Annotated in this window: 9 protein-coding genes; 5 read left to right on the top strand and 4 right to left on the bottom strand. The window is 74.1% G+C overall.

Annotation, left to right across the window (positions count from 1 at the left end; all coding sequences use genetic code 11):
* Positions 1-70: 70 nt before the first annotated feature.
* The 4 genes from recD to LWC33_RS05555 all read right to left on the bottom strand — a co-directional run bounded on the left by recD (position 71) and on the right by LWC33_RS05555 (position 10,095).
* On the bottom strand, positions 71-2,152 hold the full coding sequence (gene recD / locus LWC33_RS05570) for an exodeoxyribonuclease V subunit alpha (protein WP_233303137.1): 2,082 nt from the start codon (positions 2,150-2,152) through the stop codon (positions 71-73).
* A complete protein-coding gene (locus LWC33_RS05565; protein WP_233303136.1) occupies positions 2,149-6,201 on the bottom strand; it encodes a UvrD-helicase domain-containing protein in 4,053 nt (1,350 codons plus the stop codon). Before LWC33_RS05565 ends, recD begins: the two co-directional genes overlap by 4 nt.
* Positions 6,198-9,542, bottom strand: a complete 3,345-nt coding sequence (gene recC, locus LWC33_RS05560) for an exodeoxyribonuclease V subunit gamma (protein WP_233303135.1) — start codon at positions 9,540-9,542, stop codon at positions 6,198-6,200. Before recC ends, LWC33_RS05565 begins: the two co-directional genes overlap by 4 nt.
* Before the next feature lie 100 nt (positions 9,543-9,642).
* Positions 9,643-10,095 (bottom strand): DUF6319 family protein, encoded by a 453-nt coding sequence (locus LWC33_RS05555; RefSeq protein ID WP_372476551.1) that lies wholly within the window; start codon positions 10,093-10,095, stop codon positions 9,643-9,645.
* 136 nt (positions 10,096-10,231) lie between these two features.
* On the opposite strand from LWC33_RS05555, the gene LWC33_RS05550 reads away from it, so the two are divergent.
* The 5 genes from LWC33_RS05550 to LWC33_RS05530 all read left to right on the top strand — a co-directional run bounded on the left by LWC33_RS05550 (position 10,232) and on the right by LWC33_RS05530 (position 19,255).
* Positions 10,232-10,867, top strand: a complete 636-nt coding sequence (locus tag LWC33_RS05550) for a MarR family winged helix-turn-helix transcriptional regulator (RefSeq protein ID WP_233303134.1) — start codon at positions 10,232-10,234, stop codon at positions 10,865-10,867.
* A 44-nt stretch (positions 10,868-10,911) separates the two neighbouring features.
* Positions 10,912-12,150 carry an MFS transporter gene (locus LWC33_RS05545; RefSeq protein WP_233303133.1) on the top strand — a complete coding sequence of 413 codons (1,239 nt, stop codon included), beginning with the start codon at positions 10,912-10,914 and terminating at the stop codon, positions 12,148-12,150.
* Positions 12,144-12,596 carry a universal stress protein gene (locus LWC33_RS05540; RefSeq protein ID WP_233303132.1) on the top strand — a complete coding sequence of 151 codons (453 nt, stop codon included), beginning with the start codon at positions 12,144-12,146 and terminating at the stop codon, positions 12,594-12,596. The genes LWC33_RS05545 and LWC33_RS05540 overlap by 7 nt, the downstream gene beginning before the upstream one ends.
* Before the next feature lie 599 nt (positions 12,597-13,195).
* A complete protein-coding gene (locus tag LWC33_RS05535) occupies positions 13,196-14,614 on the top strand; it encodes an aspartate aminotransferase family protein (protein WP_233303131.1) in 1,419 nt (472 codons plus the stop codon).
* Between the two features lie 96 nt (positions 14,615-14,710).
* Positions 14,711-19,255 carry a Pls/PosA family non-ribosomal peptide synthetase gene (locus LWC33_RS05530; RefSeq protein ID WP_233303130.1) on the top strand — a complete coding sequence of 1,515 codons (4,545 nt, stop codon included), beginning with the start codon at positions 14,711-14,713 and terminating at the stop codon, positions 19,253-19,255.
* Positions 19,256-19,312 lie beyond the last annotated feature (57 nt).

Below are 19,312 nucleotides of genomic sequence, written 5' to 3'. Positions count from 1 at the left end.
CCGCCTCCGGAGGGGCACGGCCATTCGCCAGTAGTGCCCCCGTGTTCGCCCTCGGCTGTACGGAGGGTGCTCAGCCCATGCGTTCCCGCAGGCCGCTGGCGCGGCTCACCGGGCGGGCGATGGCGGCGCGGACGGCCTCCTCGCTGCCCACGATCCGGACGGCGGTGCGGGCGCGGGTCACCGCCGTGTAGAGCAGCTCGCGGGTGAGCAGCGGCGAGTCCGGGGGCGGCAACACCACGGTGACCTGTGCGAACTGGCTGCCCTGGCTGCGGTGGACCGTCATCGCGTGCACGGTCTGCACGCCGCCGAGCCGGGCGGGGGCGAAGGACTGGGGCGCGGTGGGCCGGCCGAACACCGCCCGCAGCGCGCCGCCCTGCCGCACGACGACGCCGGTGTCACCGTTGTACAGCCCGAGGTCGTAGTCGTTGGCCGTGACGAGCAGCGGCCGGCCGGGGTACCACGGCCCCGGCTGACCGGGCGCCACCTCGTCGAACCCGGGCAGCGCGTGCGCGAGCCAGCGCTCGACCTCCAGCCCCCACCGCGTGACGCCGTACGGGCCGCGGCGGTGGGCGCAGAGCAGGCGGTGGCGTTCGAGGGCGTCGAGTGCCTCGCCGGTACGGCCGGCGACCGCCGCGGTGATCAGCGCGCCGGAGGCGTCGACCACGTCCGCCCGCAGCTCCTCCAGGCCGGCCGGCTCCCGCACCTCCAGGTCGCTCTCGACGAACCGCAGGTCGGGCCGGCCCTCGCGGAGCAGCGCGACCGCCGCGTCGGCCTCGCCGGCCTGGACGGCGCCCGCGAACTCGGCGATGCCGCCGTCGAAGCGCCAGGTGTGCCGCAACGTGACGACGCCGTGGACCACCGGCGGATCCTCGGCGGCGAGCGCGCCGACCTGCCGCAGCCGGTCCTCGAGGGCGGGTTCGGGCCGGCCGACCGCGCGGGCGAGGTCGCCGAGCACCGCGCCCGCCTCGACGGACGCGAGTTGGTCGGGGTCGCCGACCAGCACGAGCCGGGCGTCGGGCCGGACCGCCTCGAGCAGCCGGGCCATCAGCGTGAGGGAGACCATCGAGGTCTCGTCGACGACCACGACGTCGTGCGGGAGGCGGTTGGCCCGGTCGTGCCGGAAGCGGCTCGACGAGCCGGGCCGCCGCCCGAGCAGCCGGTGGATCGTCGACGCCGAGGGTGACCCGACGCGCGCCCGGTCCTCCTCCGGCAGCTCGGCGGTGTGCTGGGCGACCGCCTCGCCCAGCCGCGCGGCCGCCTTGCCGGTGGGTGCGACCAGGGCGACCCGCAGCGGCGACGGCGGGTCCGTGGCCTCGTGCAGGTCGTGGAGCAGCGCGATCAGGCGGGCGACCGTGGTGGTCTTGCCGGTGCCGGGACCGCCCGCGAGCACGGTGACCCGGCGCAGGGCCGCGACGGCTGCGGCGAGGCGCTGCAGGTCCGTGCCCTGCGGCGCTTGTTCGCCGGCCGCGTCGGACGCGCGGTCGAACAAGCGGGCGAGCGCGGTCCGGAGCCGGTCGGGGTCGACCTCGGGCTGCTCGGCGGCGGCGCGGTCCCGCAGCTCGCGGCGGACGAGCTCTTCCTCGGCCCAGTAGCGGTCGAGGTAGAGCAGGCCCCGCCCGCCGGCGACGGGGATCATCCGGAGCGGGCGCCCGGAGGCGGCGTCGGCCCCGCCGGCGACCAGCGGGCTCTGCTCGACGGCCGCCCGCCACCCCTCCGGCTCGGGCCACGGCAGGGCGGAGACGTCGACGGACTCCTCGCCCTCGCCCAGCACGGTGTGCGCGACCTCGGCGAGGTCGACGCAGACCGAACCGTTGCGGATCGCACGGACGGTCAGCGCGACGGCGAGCAGCACCTCCTCCGGCTCGCCGCCCGGATCGCCGCCGAGGCGTCCGAGCCGGGTCGCGACGTGCACGTCCGCCGCCGACAGCACCCCGGCGACGTTGAACATCCCGAGCAGGCCCGACGCGGTGCGGGCGGTGCGGAGGTCGTACGGGTCGCGCTCCGGGACGGTGGCGGGAGGGGTGCGGCCGGAGCCGAGGTCGGGGCTGACGATCGAGCCGGTGGCGGGGGTGATGCCGGCTGTGGCACCGGAGGCGACGCCGGCCGTGACACCGGCAGGGATGCCGGCCGTGACACCGGAGGTGACGCTCATCGGCCGCCTCCGAGGTCGCCGAGGTCGAACAGCCCGGGTTCGTCTGGCTCGGGATGCGCCGCCTTCCGCGGCCTCGCGCCGTGCCGCTCGCGCGGATGCGGCGCCTCCGTGGGCTCGGGCAGGTCGAGCGGCAGCTCCTCGCCTCCCGTGATCACCGTGTGGGCCTGTTCAGAGCCACTCGCGGCCGGGAGCGGTCCCGACTGGTGATCATGGGCGGAGGCCGTGGCGGGGTCGGGGACGGCGTCGGAGCGGGGGGCGGCGTCGGAGCCGGGGGCGGCGTCGGGGCTGATCGCCGTTTCGGACCGTTCTGCGCCGCTCTCGGCCGTCACCGGTCCCGGCTGGTGATCATCGACGGACGGCGTGCCGGAGCCGGAGTCAGGGGCGGCGTTGGAGCCGTGGTCGGGCGTGATCGCCATATTGGACACCTCGGCGCCGTCGTCGGCCGTCGTCGGTCCCGGCTGGTGATCACTGACGCATGGCGTGGCGGAGCCGGGGGCGGCGTCGGGGGTGATCGCGGTTTCGGACCGTTGAACGCCGCTCATGGCCGTCGTCGGTCCCGGCTGGTGATCACGGGTGGGAGTCGTCGCGGCGTCGGGGGCGGTGTCCGGGGTGATCGCCGTTTCGGACACTTCGGCGCCGTCCTCGGCCGGGAGCGGTCCCGGCTGGTGATCACCGTGAGCGCCGGTGCGGGCGTCGAGGACGTCCGAGAGCTCGGCGATCAGGGCGGGGGGCGGCTGCCAGCCGAAGACACCGCAGGGCGTGCCGTCCACCTGGGGGGTGTCGGCGCCGCACATCCCGCGCAGGAAGAGGTAGAGCACCCCGCCCAGGTGCCGCTCGGGGGAGTAGCCCGCCAGCCGCCAGCGCAGGAAGCGGTGCAGCGCGACCGAGTACAGCAGCGCCTGCAGCGGATAGTGCGCGGCCTGCATCGCCGCGGCGAGCACCGGCGGGGCGTAGTGCGCGGCGGTCAGCGGCTCGCGGCCACCCGGCCCGGAGGGACCGAGCCAGTTGGTCTTGTAGTCGACGACGAGGAAGCGGCCGTCGACCCGCAGGACGGCGTCGATCGACCCGGTCAGGTACCCGCGCAGCGGCTGCCCGGCCAGCCCCGGCGCGGCGATCAGGTCGGGGTAGCCGGCGAGCGGGTCGCCCGCGGGCAGGTGCCGGCGCAGCACCGGGGCCAGGTCGCCCAGCGTGACCTGTCCGGACGGCGTGTCGCCGCCGGCGAGCGGCATCTCGAAGTCCAGCTCCGCCAGCCGGTCCGCCGATCGGACCGCCCGCAGCGCCCGCCCGCCCGCGAGCGGCCCCAGGGGCGTCTCGACGACGGGCCGCAGCGCCGCCGCGAGCGCCTCCGGATCGACGTCGGCGGGCTGGCGGGCCAGCTCGTCGTCGACCCGGACGCGCAGCTCGGCGGACAGGTCGGCGGCGGTGGTGTCCAGGTGCTCGAAGACGGCGTGCACCAGCGTGCCGAAGCCGGTGCCCAGCGGCAGGTCGGCCATCGGCGAGGGCAGATCCGCCCCGATCTCGGACGAGACCTCGAGCAGGTCGAGCTCGGCCTCGTCGTCCTTGCCCGGCGCCTCCGGCTCCGAGCCGACGCCCGGGGTCGGCGGCTCCGGTGTCTCGACGGCCGCGTGGTGGCCGTGGGCGTCCGCAGTCAGGGCGCTGTACGAGGTGCGCCGCCACGCCGCGTCGAGCCGGCGGGCGAAGCGGGCCACCCCCAGCTCCGGCGGGTCGCCCTCGCGGTCCGGGGCGGGTGCGGGGGTGCGGTCGGCGAGCGTCTCGACGGCCACGCCCGGCACCGACCGCAGCAGCTCCAGCGCCGACGCCTCGGACGGCACCCGGTACCCGGCCTCGGGCACGGTCCCGGCCGCGGGCCGGCCGACGAGCAGCCGGTGCAGGGCGGAGCACTCGGTGGTGGTGGTCGGCGCCCACCAGGCCACCACCTGGCACCGGGCCCGGGTGAGGGCGACGTACATCAGCCGCAGGTCCTCGCCGGCCTCCTCCTCGAGGTGCCGCTGCAGGCGCTCGCCGCGGTGCGGCCCGACCGGCCCGCCGACGTCGAGGACGCGAGCCCCCTCGTCGTCGTGCACGAGGAGGACGTCGGCCTTGTCGTTGACCCAGCGGTCCCAGCCGAACGGCACGTAGACGACCGGGAACTCCAGTCCCTTGCTGCGGTGGACCGTGACGATCTGGACGGCGTCGGCGTCGGACTCCAGCCGCCGGCTCCGCTCGGTGGTGGTGTCCCGCGCGGCGTCGGCCATGCGGTGGCGCAGCCACTCGACCAGCGCCGATGGGCCGAGGCGCCGCTCCAGCGACGCCCCGTGCAGCACCTGCCCGATGTGCCGCACGTCGGTGAGCCGCCGGTCCCCCTCGCGCAGCCCGAGCAGCCGCGACGGCAGCCGGGTGCGGCTGGTGACCGCCTCCAGCAGGGCCGCGACGCCCCGCTCGGCCAGTACCGCGTGCCAGGCACGCAGGTCGGTGCCCAGCTCGTCGATCAGCTCCTCGGCGCGCTCGCCACACAGCTCCTCGACGGTGTGCCCGACGAAGCAGGTCAGCGCGGCCGCCCGCAGCCGGGTGGCGCGTTGCGGCTGCTCGACGGCCTCGAGCAGGGTCAGCCACTCCGCCGCGGCCTCGGTGGTGAACACGCTGGTGGTGCCGGTGAGCACCGCCGGGACGCCGGCCGCGGTGCACGCGTCGCGCACCTGGACGCCCTGGGCGTTGGTGCGGACCAGCACCGCGACGTCGCCGGCCCGCAGGTCCCGGCCCTCGACGGTCGCGGGGGAGGAGAGCAGCGCGGCGATGTCGGCGGCGACGTCCTCCGCCACCACCTCCCGCGCCTTCTGCGCCCGGCCCAGCCGGCGCCCGGTGAGCGGCTCGAGCCGGTCCCGGTCGACCACGCGCAGCCGGAACGGCTCGTCCGACGGTGCTCCGGCCAGCCGCCGCGCCGTGTGGTGCGCCTCCACGCGCCGGACCACGATCTGGTCCGACCCCAGCGCGACGCCCTCGCCCGACGCCGACCCGAACACCCCGTCGAGCGCCTCGAGCAGCGCCTCGTCCGTGCGGTAGTTCGTGCCGAGGGTCCGCAGCTCGCCCGCTTCCTTCGCCGCCTCCAGGTAGGAGACGACGTCGGCCCCGCGGAAGGCGTAGATGGCCTGCTTGGGATCGCCGATCAGGACGAGCGTGACGTGCCCGTGGAAGGCCCGCCGCAGGATCTCCCACTGCACCGGGTCGGTGTCCTGGAACTCGTCGACCAGCACGACGTCGTAGCGGGCCTGCAGCCGCTCACGGGCCGCGGCGCCACGCACCGGGTCCCGCAGGGCGCCGGCGAGGCGGGTGAGCATGTCGTCGTAGGAGAACAGCCGGCGGGCCCGCTTGCGCCGGTCCACCTCGCCGCGGACGGCCTTGGCGAAGCTGTACCGCACTCCCGCGCCGGAGGCGGGCGAGGCGTCCGCGGGTTCCAGGCGGGCCTGCGGGTCGCCGACGGCCTGGCGGGCGAGCGTGAGCGCCTCGTCCCGGGAGAAGTCCGGCCGGCCGGCGCCGGCGGCGGCGTACTTGCGGACGTAGAAGTCGTCGACCACCTCGGTGACCAGGTCGTCGACGTGCTCGACGAACTCGGCGTCGGGGTCGCTGTCCCCGGCCACCCCGAGCCCGGCCAGCATCTGCTGGCAGAACTGGTGGGTGGTGGCGATGGTGGCCGCGTCGAACTCGGCGAGCGCCGCCCGCAGCCGCGCGCGCCGCTGTGCGACCTCCTCCGGGCTGCCCTGCTGCAGCAGCCGCGTCACCGGGTCCGCCGACGGCACCCCGGCGGCGAGCCCGCGCTCGGTCGCACCGAGCCGCTCCCGGACGCGTTCGCGCAGCTCCTGGGTGGCCTCGCGACCGAAGGTCACGAGCATCAGCCGGGGCAGCGCGGCGATTCCTTCGGCGACGTACCGGGTGGCGAGCGCGGCGATCGTGAAGGTCTTGCCCGTGCCGGCGCTGGCCTCCAGCACGGTGGTGCCGGTGGGTAGCGGACCGACGACCTCGAACTGCGGGTGGGTGGGGAGCACCTGTGTCACAACAACTCCACGTGTTCCGCGTCGAGCAGGGGCCGCCAGATCCGCTCGGCCAGCTCGCCGAACCGGGTCTCCACCGCCCCCTTCTGCTCCAGCAGCCGCTCGAACTCCGGGTCCGCGCCCAGCACCGCGACGATCGCCTCGTCCTCCTTCTCGAAGGTCCACTCCTTGGCCGCGGCCAGCTCCGCGTCCCGCGCGGCCGCACCGGCCCGCCGGGCCTTCGCGTAGGCCGCGGTGCACGGGGTGGACACGGGCAGGGGCTCGCGCAGCCCCTCCCGGTGCAGCGCCACCAGGTCCGCCAGGGCGGCCCTGGCCTCCTCGGCGCCGAGCGGGCGGATCGTGGCCCGCATGGCCCCGCCGCCGCGCCCGCGGCCGAGTGTGACCGCCCGCCATGGCGTGTCCGGACGGGTCACGGTGAGCGCGAGCAGCCGGGCCCAGGCCCGCAGCCGGTGCTTCGGCCCGAGCCGCGAGTACTCGACCGTGACCAGGGTGGACCCGTACAGGCCCGCGACGGTGCCGACGACCCGCAGCCCGCCCAGGTCCGCGGCGACGTCCCGCGACACCGGTTCTCCGGTGCGCAGCTCCCTGCTCGCCTCGACCAGCGGCTCGACCGCACTGCCCACCTTCTCCAGCACCGCCCCGCCGAGCGTGCCGGGCGGGAGCTCGCCGCGCCGCCATTCGGCCTGCACGCACTGCTCGGCCGGGGCGCCGGCGAGCCGGTCGCGCAGCATCCGGTTCCCGACCGCCCACTCGTCGAGCCCGGTCAGGCTCACCGGCAGCGCGTCGGCCGGCTCCTCGTCCTCGGAGCGCGGCACCATGCCGACCCGCTGCCGCAGGAAGGCCTTCATCGGGTGCTCGAGGAAGCGCACCAGGTCGTCGAGCTCCACGGTGTCGCCGGACTCCGGCGGCGTCAGCGGCGCGGCGAGGAACGGGGGCGCGGGGCGGCGCTCGCCCTGCAGCGCCCGCGCGCCGGCCAGCGCGTTGCGGTCGAAGCTGAAGGGGCCGGGCCCGGCCGTGAGCTCCGGGGTGAAGTTCCGCGGGTCGAACGGCTGCAGCGGGTGCCGGACCGTGATCGCCTCGCTCGCGGTGGCGAACCGGGAGCCGTCCGGTACCCGCACGGTCGCGTCGACCGCGTCGAGCAGCTCGCCGATCGGCACGGCGGGGGGCCGGTCCGCCCCGGTCCGCTCGTTCATGCCGGAATGCACCACGACCAGGTGCTCGGTGGCGGCGGTGAGCGCGTCGAGCAGGAGCTGGCGGTCCTCGCTGCGCGGGTCCCGCTCGCCGACGCGCGGGTCCCGGGCCAGGACGTCGTCCCCGTCCGGGGCGCCGGTGCGGGGGAACACGCCGTCGTCCACCCCGAGCAGGCAGACGACCCGGTGCGGCACCGACCGCATCGGCACCAGGGTGGCGACGGTCAGGGTCCCGGTGCGGAAGTTGGCCCGGCTCGGGCGGCCGCGCAGCCGGTCGGCCAGCAGGCCCCGGACGTCCGGGAGCGTGAGCGGGACCGTGCCGCCCTGCGGGCCCGCCGAGCGCACGACCTCGGCGAGCTCGGCCCGGGCCTGCGCGTCCTGCCAGGCCTCCGACGCCGTGGTCGCGGTGAGGGCGGACAGCCCGTCGAGCAGCGCCGCGACCCAGGCGGTGAGCGGCTGCGGGCCCGCGAGCGCCGCCAGCGTGGTCTGCAACCGGTCGAGGATCTCGGCGAGGGAGCCGACGAGGTCGACGTCCGAGGAGTCGACGTCGTCGAGCGGAAGGGCGGTGCCCAGCCAGCCCTGCTCGCCGGGCCGCTCGGCCATGGCGACCCCGAGCAGCATCCGGTCCAGCCCGGCCGACCAGGTGTTCTGCGGGAACCCGTCGAGCTTGAACGGGCGGCGGTGCTCGCCGTCGAGCCCCCAGCGCACCCCGGCCCGGACGACGAGCTCGCCGATGCGGTCCAGCGCGTCGTCGTCGAGGCGGAAGCGGCGGCGCACCGGCGCGGAGCCGACCAGGTCGAGCACCTGCGAGGCGGCGACGCGGGAGTCGGCCAGCTCGAGCAGCGCCGAGACGGTGCCGAGCAACGGGTTGGCCTGCCGCAGCGCCCGGTCGGCGAGCCGGACGCGCAGCCGGTGCCCGGGGTGGGTGTCCTCGGGGTCGGGGCCTGCCGCCGTCGCGCCCGGGGCGGCGGCCGCGAGCCCGAACGAGGCGGAGATCAGCGGCGCGAACGCCTCGATGTCCGGGCACATCACGATGACGTCGCGCGGTTCGAGGGTCGGGTCGGCCGCGAGCAGGCCGAGGACGATCTCGCGCAGCACCTCCACCTGCCGGTCCGGGCCGTGGCAGGCGTGCACCTGGACGCTGCGGTCCCGCGGGTCGAGCAGCGGCAGCTCGCCCGCGGGCAGCAGGTCCCCGCGCAGGCCCTCCTGCAGCCGGCCGAGCAGCGTGGCGGACGCCGGGTCCGCCGGGTGGTGCACGTCCGTGATGCCGGCGGGCAGCCGGAGCTGCAGCTCCCGGACGTCCCGCCCGAGGGACCGCAGCAACGGGTTGACCACCGCGTCGGCCGACCGGTCCGCCCGCCGCGGGACGGCGGCGCCCTGCGCCGGCGACAGCTTCTCCCACAGCGCGGGGGAGGGGTGCGGCAGCCAGAGGTGGACCTCGCGGTGCTCGGCGAGGGCGGACAGCACGGCCAGGTGCTCGGCAGCGAGGCGGGTGGGGCCGAAGACGGACAGCCGGTCCGGCAGCTCGACCAGGCCCGGGTCGGCGCGCAGCGCCCGCTCGGCCTGCTCCAACCGCTCGGCCGGGCCCGGGACGCCGATCCGCGCGCGCAGCCGCCGCCACAGCTCCACCTGCCAGCGCAGATCCTCCGGCACACCCTCGGGCGACCCGGCCCACCAGGCGCGGAGCATGTCCGGCCGGTGGACGGCGTAGCCGGCGAAGAGATCCGCCAGGCGGCGGGCGACGGCGTAGGTCCGGCTGCCGCCGCTCTGCGAGAGGTGCGCGGCCAGCGCGGCGAAGGTCCCGCCGGGCGCCTCGACGGCCGCGACGACCTCCTCCAGCAGCGGCCACACCGCGCGGGCCGGGTGCCACGGGTCGGTCTCCGGGTCGGTCCCGGTCGCCGCGTCGACCGCCTCGGCGAGGACCTGACCGGGGGGAGGGAAGAGGACGTTGGCGCACACGCCGTCCGCCGCCCCGCGCACCCCACCGGCGGTGCCCAGGCGGTGGGCGAGCCGCTGCCCGAGCCACCGCTCGACGCCCCGCTCGGGCACCGCGACGATCTCGGGCACGAACGGATCGGCCGCCGGCGCGCCGATCACCTCGGCGAGCGCGTCGGCCAGCCGATCGGCCCGCTCGGCCCGGTGCACCACCCACACGTGAGCCACGTTAACGACGCCCACCGACGGTTCCGGCGAGGCCCCGGCGGCGTGTCCGCAGGCCGCCCGCCGACCGGCCGGAACCCGTCGGCCGAGGGGGTCAGTCCAGCTCGGCGAGCGCCTTCTTCGCCTGCTCCAGCTGGGCCTCGAGCTCGGCGACCTTGGCCTCACGGGCCGCCCGTGCCTCGCCGATGATCTCCTCGATCGGCCCGGCGATCTCCGCGTGCAGCTCGGCCGCCGCCTTCTGCACCGCACCGGCGGAGACCGGCAGGGCCCGGGCCAGCCAGGTGGTGCCGCGCTTGAGCTCGGCCTGCCACTCGCCGTCGGCCGTCCCGCTCACGGTGAGGGTCAGCTCGACCACCCGGGTGGTGCGGGCCGTCGAGCCCTTCGGCCGGCCCCGCTTGCGCTTCTCCGGCTCGGCCGCGGCGGGCGCAGGGGCCGCGCCGCCCTCGGGCACTGCGCCGGCCTCGGACACTGCGCCGGCCTCGGGCGCGGGCGCGGACCCCCCGGTCGGGGCGGTGTCGGTCGAGGTGCTGTCGGTCTCGGCGGTCACGGGCTCCCTCTCCTGCTGGGCGGAACGTCCAAGGGTGACCGTAGAACAGGCGTTCGACCGCCGCGGGACCCGGGTGATCGCGATGTGAGCCGGTGTGCATCGACGACTTATATAGTTGTGTGATGTAATGGTCCTCGTGACTCCCACGGCATCCGTGAGCCCGGCGCGGGCCGACGCGCAGGTGGCCGAGCTCGCCCACGTCCTCGAACGCACCGCGAGCTGGCTGCGCCGCACCCTGCGCGCGGACGAGTGGAACGCCGTCGCCCTCGCGGTGCTCGACGAGCTCGACCGCAACGGGCCCCGGCGCGTCACCGAGCTGGCGGCGCAGGAGCGGGCCTCGCAGCCCGGGATGACCGGCATCGTCAGCCGGCTCGAGGCCGCGGGGCTCGTGGAACGCGCCCCCGACCCGTCGGACGGCCGGGCCTCGCTGGTCTCCGCGACCGGCGCGGGCCACGCCTACATCGCCGGCCGGCACGCCCGGCGCACCGAGTTCCTGGCCGAGCGGATCACCACGCTGTCGGCGCACGACCAACGCGCGCTGCTCGACGCGACGCACGCGCTGGCCACCCTGATCGACACCCCGTCCCCGGACCCGCCGGCAGCGACCGCACAGAAAGCAGCGACCGCACAGAAAGCAGCGACCGCACAGAAAGCACAGAGAGCACAGACAACCCCGACCCCGACGACCCCCGCCGGCCCCACCGGGCCCGACGCCGCGGCCGCCACCACCCCGATCACCCGCGAGACCCGTACCGAGGGGGAGCCGTCGTGAGTTCTCACGGCACGTCAGCAAGTCCGTTCAGGCAGCCCAAAGCCGTGTGGGCCGTGGCCTTCGCCTGCGTCATCTCGTTCATGGGCATCGGCCTCGTCGACCCGATCCTGCCCGCGCTCGCGACGCAGCTGAACGCCAGCCACACCCAGGTGGAGCTGCTCTTCACCAGCTACCTCGTGGTCACCGCGGTGGCCATGCTCGTCACCGGCTGGGTGTCCAGCCGGATCGGCGCCAAGCGCACGCTCGTCATCGGGCTGGCGCTGATCGTCGTCTTCGCCGCGGCCGCCGCACTGGCCGGCAGCATCGGCGGGATCGTCGGCTTCCGGGCCGGCTGGGGCCTCGGCAACGCCCTGTTCATCGCCACCAGCCTCGCCGTGATCGTCGGCTCGGCGAGCGGCGGCTTCGGCGGCGCGATCGTGCTGTACGAGACGGCGCTCGGCGTCGGCATCGCGTCCGGACCCCTGCTCGGCGGCCTGCTGGGCAACATCTCCTGGCGCGGCCCGTTCTTCGGCGTCTCGGTGCTGATGCTGATCGCGCTGGTCGCGACCCTCGTGTTCGTCGACAAGACCCCGAAGCCCCCGGAGCCGTCGAAGCTCTCCGAACCGCTGACCGCCCTGCGCCACCGCAGCCTGCGCACCACCAGCCTGGTCGGCCTGCTCTACAACTGGGGCTTCTTCACCCTGCTCGGCTACGCGCCGTTCCTCATGAACCTGTCCGCGCTGCGGCTCGGCGCCGTGTTCTTCGCCTGGGGCGTGCTCGTCGCGATCTTCGCGGTGTTCGGCGCCACCTGGCTCAAGGACCGGTTCGGCACCGCCCGGACGCTCTACGGCAGCCTGATCTGCGTCGCCGTCATCCTCGCGGTGATCGGCACCTTCTCCGGCTCCGTGCCCACCGTGATCGTCGCGGTGATCCTCTCCGGCGCGTTCGTCGGCCTGAACAACACCCTGGTCACGACCGCGGTCATGAGCATCTCCCCGGTGCCGCGCAACGTCGCCAGCGCCACCTACGGCTTCGTCCGGTTCATCGGCGGCGGGCTCGCCCCCTTCGTCGCCGGGCTGCTGGCCGAGGGCCTGAACGTGCACGTCCCGTTCTGGATCGCCGCCGTCGTCGTCCTCGGCGGGGCGGCGCTGCTGAGCACCGTGCACCACGCCCTGGAGCAGGCCGACGAGGACGCCGCGGCCGAGGACGCGGCCGCCGAGGAGGCCGTCACCGAGGTGCCGGCGGTCGAGGAGGAGGCCATCCTCGCCGAGCAGGCCCTCCAGCACGAGAGCGGCCGGTGGTGAGCTTCGAGTACGGCTGCGACGGCCCGCGGGCCGTCGTGGTCGGCATCGACGGGTCGGAGACGGGCTGGCGGGCGCTGCACTACGCCGTCGGGCAGGCCCGCCGGCAGGGCGGCCGGGTCGTGGCGGTCTACGCCGACCGGCTCCCGTCCGTGGCCTTCGCCACGGCGGTGCCGCTGGCGGCCGCGGCCGTCACCGACCCGCAGGAGGACACGCTCCTGCAGGAGCTGCGGGCCGGGGTCGAGGAGCTCGGCCCGCAGTACGGCGTCGAGGTGGCCTTCGAGGTGGTCGCCGGTGACCCCGTGCTGGCCCTGACCCGGGTCGCCGGGCGCGAGCGCGCCGACGCTGTCGTCGTCGGGGCGAGCGTGCAGGCCGGGCACAAGCTGTTCGGCTCGGTGGCGGTCCGGGTGGTGCGGTCGGGACGCTGGCCCGTGACCGTCGTACCGTGATGCCGTCGGCGACCTGACGCCAGGGTCACCGCCGAGGAGCTGGGCCCGGGCCCCGGTCGTCGTGCGCTACTCCCGGGCTTCGAACACGTCATTCGTGAAGGGCGGTTCGTTTTCCGGAAAAATGCATGAACGCGCCCTGGCGGACATTTCAGAAGGAATTCGCTCAGGGGCCTGACGGCCCCCGCCCCGGCGAATACCGTAGTAGATGCGCACCAGATTACGGGTGAGGAGGAGCCTCGGAAAGGGTCGCCCGATCGGCGCCGTCCACCCCGCCCGGCAGCGCAGACGGGGGATCGTCGGCGGAAGTCCTGGTCCGGTTGACGGTCTTGCTGTCGAGACGCCGGAGTTCGGTGCGCGCGCAACTACCTTCGTCGGGACGGACGGGCAGGCCCGGACATCACAATTCGGGTGCGGTTCATTGCTCTGATCGAGTGTTTCCGACGCTTTTGCCACCCTTCTTGCCCGTCGGTCGTGGATTCGGCTACTTGTCTGCGCAGAACGGGGGAACCGTCTCCCTGTCTGAAACGCGGGGCGGGGTGCCGTGGCTACCTGGCCGGGTGGTCGCGGGGGTGCGGCCCACGTAGTTCGGGGATCGAGCGATGTCCTTGATCAAGGCTCACGATGCCGCCGTCGTCGGCCCGCTAGTCACCGGCCCGCTTCCGGGGCCTCGTTCCGCGGAGCTTCTCGGGAAGCAGGAACGGCACGAGTCCAACGCCCGCGTCTATCCCCGGCACGTCCCGATCGCGGTCGACGAGGCGAGGGCCAGCTTCGTCCGTGATCTGGACGGGAATGTCTTCATCGACTTCCTGACCGGAGCCGGCGTGCTCGCCCTCGGGCACAACCATCCCGAACTCGTGCGCGCCGTCGTCGACCAGCTCGGCCGGTTCACCCACGGACTGGACCTGCCCTCACCGGCGAAGGACGCCTTCACCGACGCGCAGCTGTCGATGCTGCCCTGGGACATGGGCGAGCGGACCCGGGTGCACTTCTGCGGACCGACCGGGGCCAATGCCGTCGATGCGGCCGTCAAGCTCTGCAAGACGGCGACGGGCCGCTCCGGTCTGGTCTCCTTCCAGGGAGGGTTCCACGGCACCACGCACCTCGGGATGGCGGTGACCGGGGCGGTCGCGACCAAGCGCCCGATCGCGGACGGCGTGCCCGGGGTGCACTTCTTCCCGTACTCGAACTGCACGCATTGCCCGATGGGGCTCAGCCGCGACACCTGTGCGACGAACTGCATCGGTTTTCTCGAGCAGTCGCTGCGCGACCCGTACGGCGGGATCCCGTTGCCGGCGGCCGTGGTGGTCGAGCTCGTGCAGGGCGAAGGCGGGGTCGTCCCGGCCGATCGGGACTTCGTGCAGCGGCTACGGGCGCTGACCCGCGAGCTGGACGTCCCGCTGGTCGTCGACGAGGTGCAGACCGGGTGCGGGCGGACCGGCACCTGGTTCGCGTTCGAGCAGTACGACATCGAGCCCGACGTGATCGTCGCCTCGAAGGCGCTGAGCGGACTCGGCCTGCCGATCGCGATCATCATCTACCACGAGCGACTGGATGTCTGGGCGCCGGGAGCCCACACGGGCACGTTCCGGGGCAACCAGCTGGCGTTCGCCGCCGGGGTGGAGTACGCGCGGATCGTGGCCCGCGACGACGTCCTGGGCAACGTCCGGCGCCGCGCTGCGCAGATCGCGGCGTGTCTCGACCGGTTGCGAGCCGACCCGTGGGTGCAGGACATCCGGGGCATGGGCCTCATGTGGGGCGTCGAGCTGGCGGACCCGCTCAGCGGGCGCCCGGCCGGCGAGCTGGCGGCACGCGTGCAGTCGGAGGCGCTCGCCAACGGGCTGATCGTCGAGCTCGGCGGGCGTGACGACTGCGTCGTGCGCATGCTCCCGCCGCTCAACGTGACGGCCGAGGTCGTCGACACGGCCTGCGCGATCCTCACGGGCGCCGTCGAGAGGTGCACGGCCGAATCACCGCAGCTCGGACGGAGAGGTCCGACCGGGACGCCGATCGGGGAGTGAGAACCGCCCGGGCGGTCCGGGCACCCGGAGTGCGAGTCGGCGCGGCTGCTGCACTCGGCACCCCGGCCGCCGCGGCGTCGAGGAACGGTGAGAGCCGTGGGCGATCGCGAGACGTGGGTCTCGGTGGACGACGGGGCCCTGGCGGATCCGACCCCGTCGAACCCGGCCCTGTCGAACCCGGCCCTGTCGAACCCGGCCCTGTCGAACCCGGCCCCGTCGAACCCGGCCCTGTCGAACCCGGTCCTGTCGAACCCGGCCCCGTCGGATCTGGTGCTCGAGGGCCCAGGGTCGGGCCGTGGTGTCCGGTGGCATCCGGGCGAGCGGCTGGAGCAGCTGTTCGAGAGGCGCTGTGCACTCGAGGACGCGAGTGGGCGGTCGGACCACTTGGCTGTGGATGCCGTGGCCGAGACGTTGACGTATGCGCAGCTGAACGCGAGGGCCAACCAAGTGGCCCGACACCTCGTCGCCCGGGGCGTCGGTACCGGCGGGCGCGTGGCGTTGCTCGTCGACGACGCGGTGTGCGCGTACGTGGGCATGCTCGGCGTGCTCAAGGCGGGCGCGGCGTACGTGCCGCTGGACCCGGGCTTCCCACCAGAGCGCGTCGTATACATCCTTGCGGATGCACAGGTCGGTGCGGTGCTGTCGACCCAGCACCTGAGCGACCGGCTCGGCCACGTGGACGTCCCGGTCGTCTGCATGGACACGGAGTCGTCGCAGATCGCGATCCGTGCCGACGGTCCGCTCGCCGACCATGACCGCGGCGAGCCGGTGGACCGGACCGCCTACATCATCTACACCTCGGGCTCGACGGGCCGGCCGAAGGGGGTCGCGGTCGAGCACGCCAGCATCTGCAACTTCGTGCGGGTGGCGGCGGAGGTGTACGGCTTCCGGTCCGACGACCGTGTGTACCAGGGCCTGACGATCGCCTTCGACTTCTCCGTCGAGGAGATCTGGGTGCCGTGGATGGTCGGGGCGACCCTCGTGCCCAAGCCGGCGGGGTCGACCCTGGTCGGGGTCGAGCTGCAGGAGTTCCTGACCGAGCGCCGGGTCAGCGCTCTCTGTTGCGTGCCCACCCTGCTGGCCACGATCGACGACGACCTGCCCGGCCTGCGGTTCCTCCTGGTGTCGGGCGAGGCGTGCCCGCACGACCTGATCGTGCGCTGGCACCGGGAGGACAGGCGGTTCCTCAACGTCTACGGCCCGACCGAGGCCACCGTGACGGCGACGTGGACGGTCGTGCACCCCGACCGGCCCGTGACGATCGGGCGCCCCTTGCCCACCTACGCGGTCGTCATCCTCGATCCGGACGATCCGGGTCGGGCCCTGCCCCACGGCGCGGTGGGCGAGATCGGCATCGCCGGCGTCGGGCTGGCGGCCGGGTACGTCGGGCGCGACGACCTGAACGCCTCGGTGTTCGTCCCCGACTTCCTCGGGATCCGGGACAACCCGTCAGGACGGATATACCGGACCGGGGACCTCGGCCGGGTCGACGCCGACGGCGAGCTGGAGTACCTGGGCCGGATCGATCTCCAGGTGAAGATCCGGGGCTACCGCGTCGAGCTGACCGAGATCGAGTCGGTGATGCTGGAGGTACCCGGTGTCGCCCAGGCGGTCGTCGCCACCTTCGAGCCGGTGCCCGGCAGCGTCGCGCTCGTCGGTTACTACAGCCTGCGGCACGACACCGACTCGGTGGACCCGGCGGACATCCATCGGGTGCTGCGCGACCGGCTGCCCTCCTACATGGTGCCGACCTACCTCGAGCACCTGCCCGTCATCCCGATGACGACGAGCGACAAGGCCGACCGCAAACGCCTTCCGGCGCCGACGACGCCGGCGATGGCGAACACGCGCGAGTACGTGGCCCCGAGGACCGAGACGGAGCAGGTACTCGCGAGGCTGCTCGCGCAGACGCTGGGGCTCGAACGGGTCTCCGTGGACAGCCATCTGTTCGAGGAGCTCGGCGCCGACTCCCTGCAGCTGGCCCGCTTCTCCGCCCGGGTGCGGAACGGAACCGACCTGTCGCCGCCTGCGATGAAGGAGCTCTACCTGAACCCGACCGTCGAGAAGCTGGCCGCGGTGGTGGAGGCGGGCGACGGGACCCGGAACGTGTCGACCGACGAGGTCCTCCGCGTGTCGACCGTCCGGTACGTGGTGTGTGGGGCGGTCCAGGTACTGCTGTACCTCGCCTTCGCGTGCCTGATCTCGGTCGTGTTCACGACGGGCCTGGCGTGGATGGACGCGGCGGACGGGTTCCTGAGCATGCTGATGCGCAGCGTGGGGTTCTCGGTCGCCGCCTTCGTCGTCATGTCCGTCCTGCCCATCGCGCTGAAACGGCTGCTCGTCGGGCGCTGGACCGCGCGGGAGTTCCCGCTGTGGGGCGCGACCTACCTGCGCTTCTGGGTCGTTCGCATCCTCGTGCGCGCCAACCCGTTGACCCTCTTCGTCGGGTCTCCGCTGTTCAACGTCTACCTTCGCGCGCTCGGTGCCCGCGTCGGCCGCAACGTCGTGATCCTCTCGCGCAACGTGCCCGTGTGCACGGACCTGGTGACGATCGGGGACGACACCGTCGTCCGCAAGGACTCGTCCTTCAACGGCTACCGGGCGTACGCGGGCCGGATCCGGACCGGGCGGGTCACTCTCGGGTCCCACGTACTGGTCGGCGAGCGGACGGTCCTCGACATCGACGTCGCGATGGGCGACGGGGCCCAGCTGGGACACGCCTCCTCCCTGCACACCGGCCAGGTCGTACCCGCCGGCCAGTCCTGGCACGGATCACCCGCGCAGCCGGGCGGTGCGGACCATCGGACCGTCGCCCCGGCCCGGTGCGGCCGGTTCCGGCGGTTCTCGTACTCGCTGTGGCAACTGGTGTTCGTCGCGGTCCTTGCCGCGCCGCTCGGCCTGACCGTGGCCGTGCAGCTGCTCAGGGGGCTTCCGCTGCTCCAGGACGTGCAGGCGCCGGGTCTCGTGGTCGGGCCCAGGTGGAACTTCGCCTCTCAGGCGCTCGTCTACGTGTCGGTGACGGCCGTCGGCGCGCTGGTGTTCGGCCTCGTCGTCGTCTTCACGATTCCCCGGCTGGTGGCTCTCGGTCTGCGACCTGGCGCGGTGTATCCCCTCTACGGGATCCGGTACTGGGCGCAGCGGACGGTCCAGCGGCTGACGAACTTCGCCTTCTTCACGGCCCTGTTCGGCGACAGTTCGGCGATCGTGCACTATCTGCGCCTGCTCGGCTACGACCTCGGCAGCCCCGTGGTGCAGACCGGGTCGAACTTCGGCCTCGAGGTGCGCCACGAGACGCCGTTCCTGTCCCGTGTGGGTTCGGGGACGCTGGTCTCCGACGGCCTGTCGATGCTGAACGCGGAGTACTCGAGCACGTCCTTCCGGGTCCGGCCGACCGTCATCGGGGCCGAGAACTTCCTGGGGAACAACATCGCCTTCCCGGCGGGTGCGCGGACGGGCGACAACTGCCTGCTCGCCACCAAGGTGATGGTCCCGCTCGCGGGTCGGGTCCGCGAGGGCGTCGGGCTGCTCGGGTCGCCACCCTTCGAGATCCCCCGCTCCGTGCATCGCGACCGCACGTTCGACCACCACCTCAAGTCCGGGGAGGAGCGGCGCAGGCGGGTGCGGGCCAAGAACCTGCACAACACGGTCACGGCAGTGCTGTACCTGCTCGTCACCTTCGTGGATCTCTACATCGTCGCGGTGTTCGGCCTGCTGGCCGTCGACGTCTACAGCAGCCTCGGATTCCTGGCCATGGCGCCCACGACGGTCGGTGCCCTCGTGCTGATGCTCGCGTTCAGGGTGCTCGTCGAACGTGCCGCCACCGGTTTCCGGGCGCTCGAGCCCAGGTTCTGCTCCATCTACGATCGGCGGTTCTGGCGGCACGAGCGCATTTGGAAGTTGAGCAGCGGGAAACTCCTGGCGCTGTTCAACGGCACCCCGATGAAGAACCTCGTGTGGTGGACACTCGGGGTGCGGATCGGGCACAAGGTCTTCGACGACGGCTGCGGGATCCCCGAGAAGACGCTGGTCACGATCGGCGACTACGCAACGCTCAACGCCGCGACCACCATCCAGGCCCACTCGCTGGAGGACGGTGCGTTCAAGTCCGACCGGATCGTGATCGAGCGTGACTGCACCCTCGGTACTGCCGCATGGGTGCACTACGGCGTCCGGATGCGCGAAGGCGCCGTGCTCGACGCCGACGCCTTCCTCATGAAGGGCACGGACGTACCGGCGTGGGCGCGGTACCGGGGGAACCCGGCCACGGAGCTCAGGGAGCCCCTACCGGTGCACTCCGTTTCACCGGGTGCCACCCCGATGACCAGGAGCCTCGCCCGAGCCGCGGTGGCCGTCGCCGTCTTCGCAGCGATCGCGGCCCTGCCTCCGCCGCAGGTCGGTCCGGTTCCGATGCCGGTAGGCGCCGCCGCGACGAGAGCGGTGCCCCCGCCGGCGCCCCCGATCTACGGCCCGGCCCAGCCGCCGACGACGCCGGGTTCGGGGGTGGTGTCCCTGCACCGGCCCGCGCAGCCCGGCAACCGATCGGACGGCCCGAGCCCGTCGGAAGCTCCACCGCCGTCGGGCGTCGCGCCCGCACCGCCAGACACCGGAACGGCGCCGGGGAGCGCGGACACGACGCCGTGACCCGGGGTGTGGTCGCCCGGCTCCGGCGGCCGCGACGTCCATGGGTGCGGAGAAGGT

This window comes from Pseudonocardia terrae, assembly GCF_021343995.1.
GTDB classification, from domain to species: domain Bacteria; phylum Actinomycetota; class Actinomycetes; order Mycobacteriales; family Pseudonocardiaceae; genus Pseudonocardia; species Pseudonocardia terrae.
The sequence above is the reverse complement of the archived record's forward strand: the minus strand, read 5'-3'. Positions and strand labels throughout refer to the sequence as shown.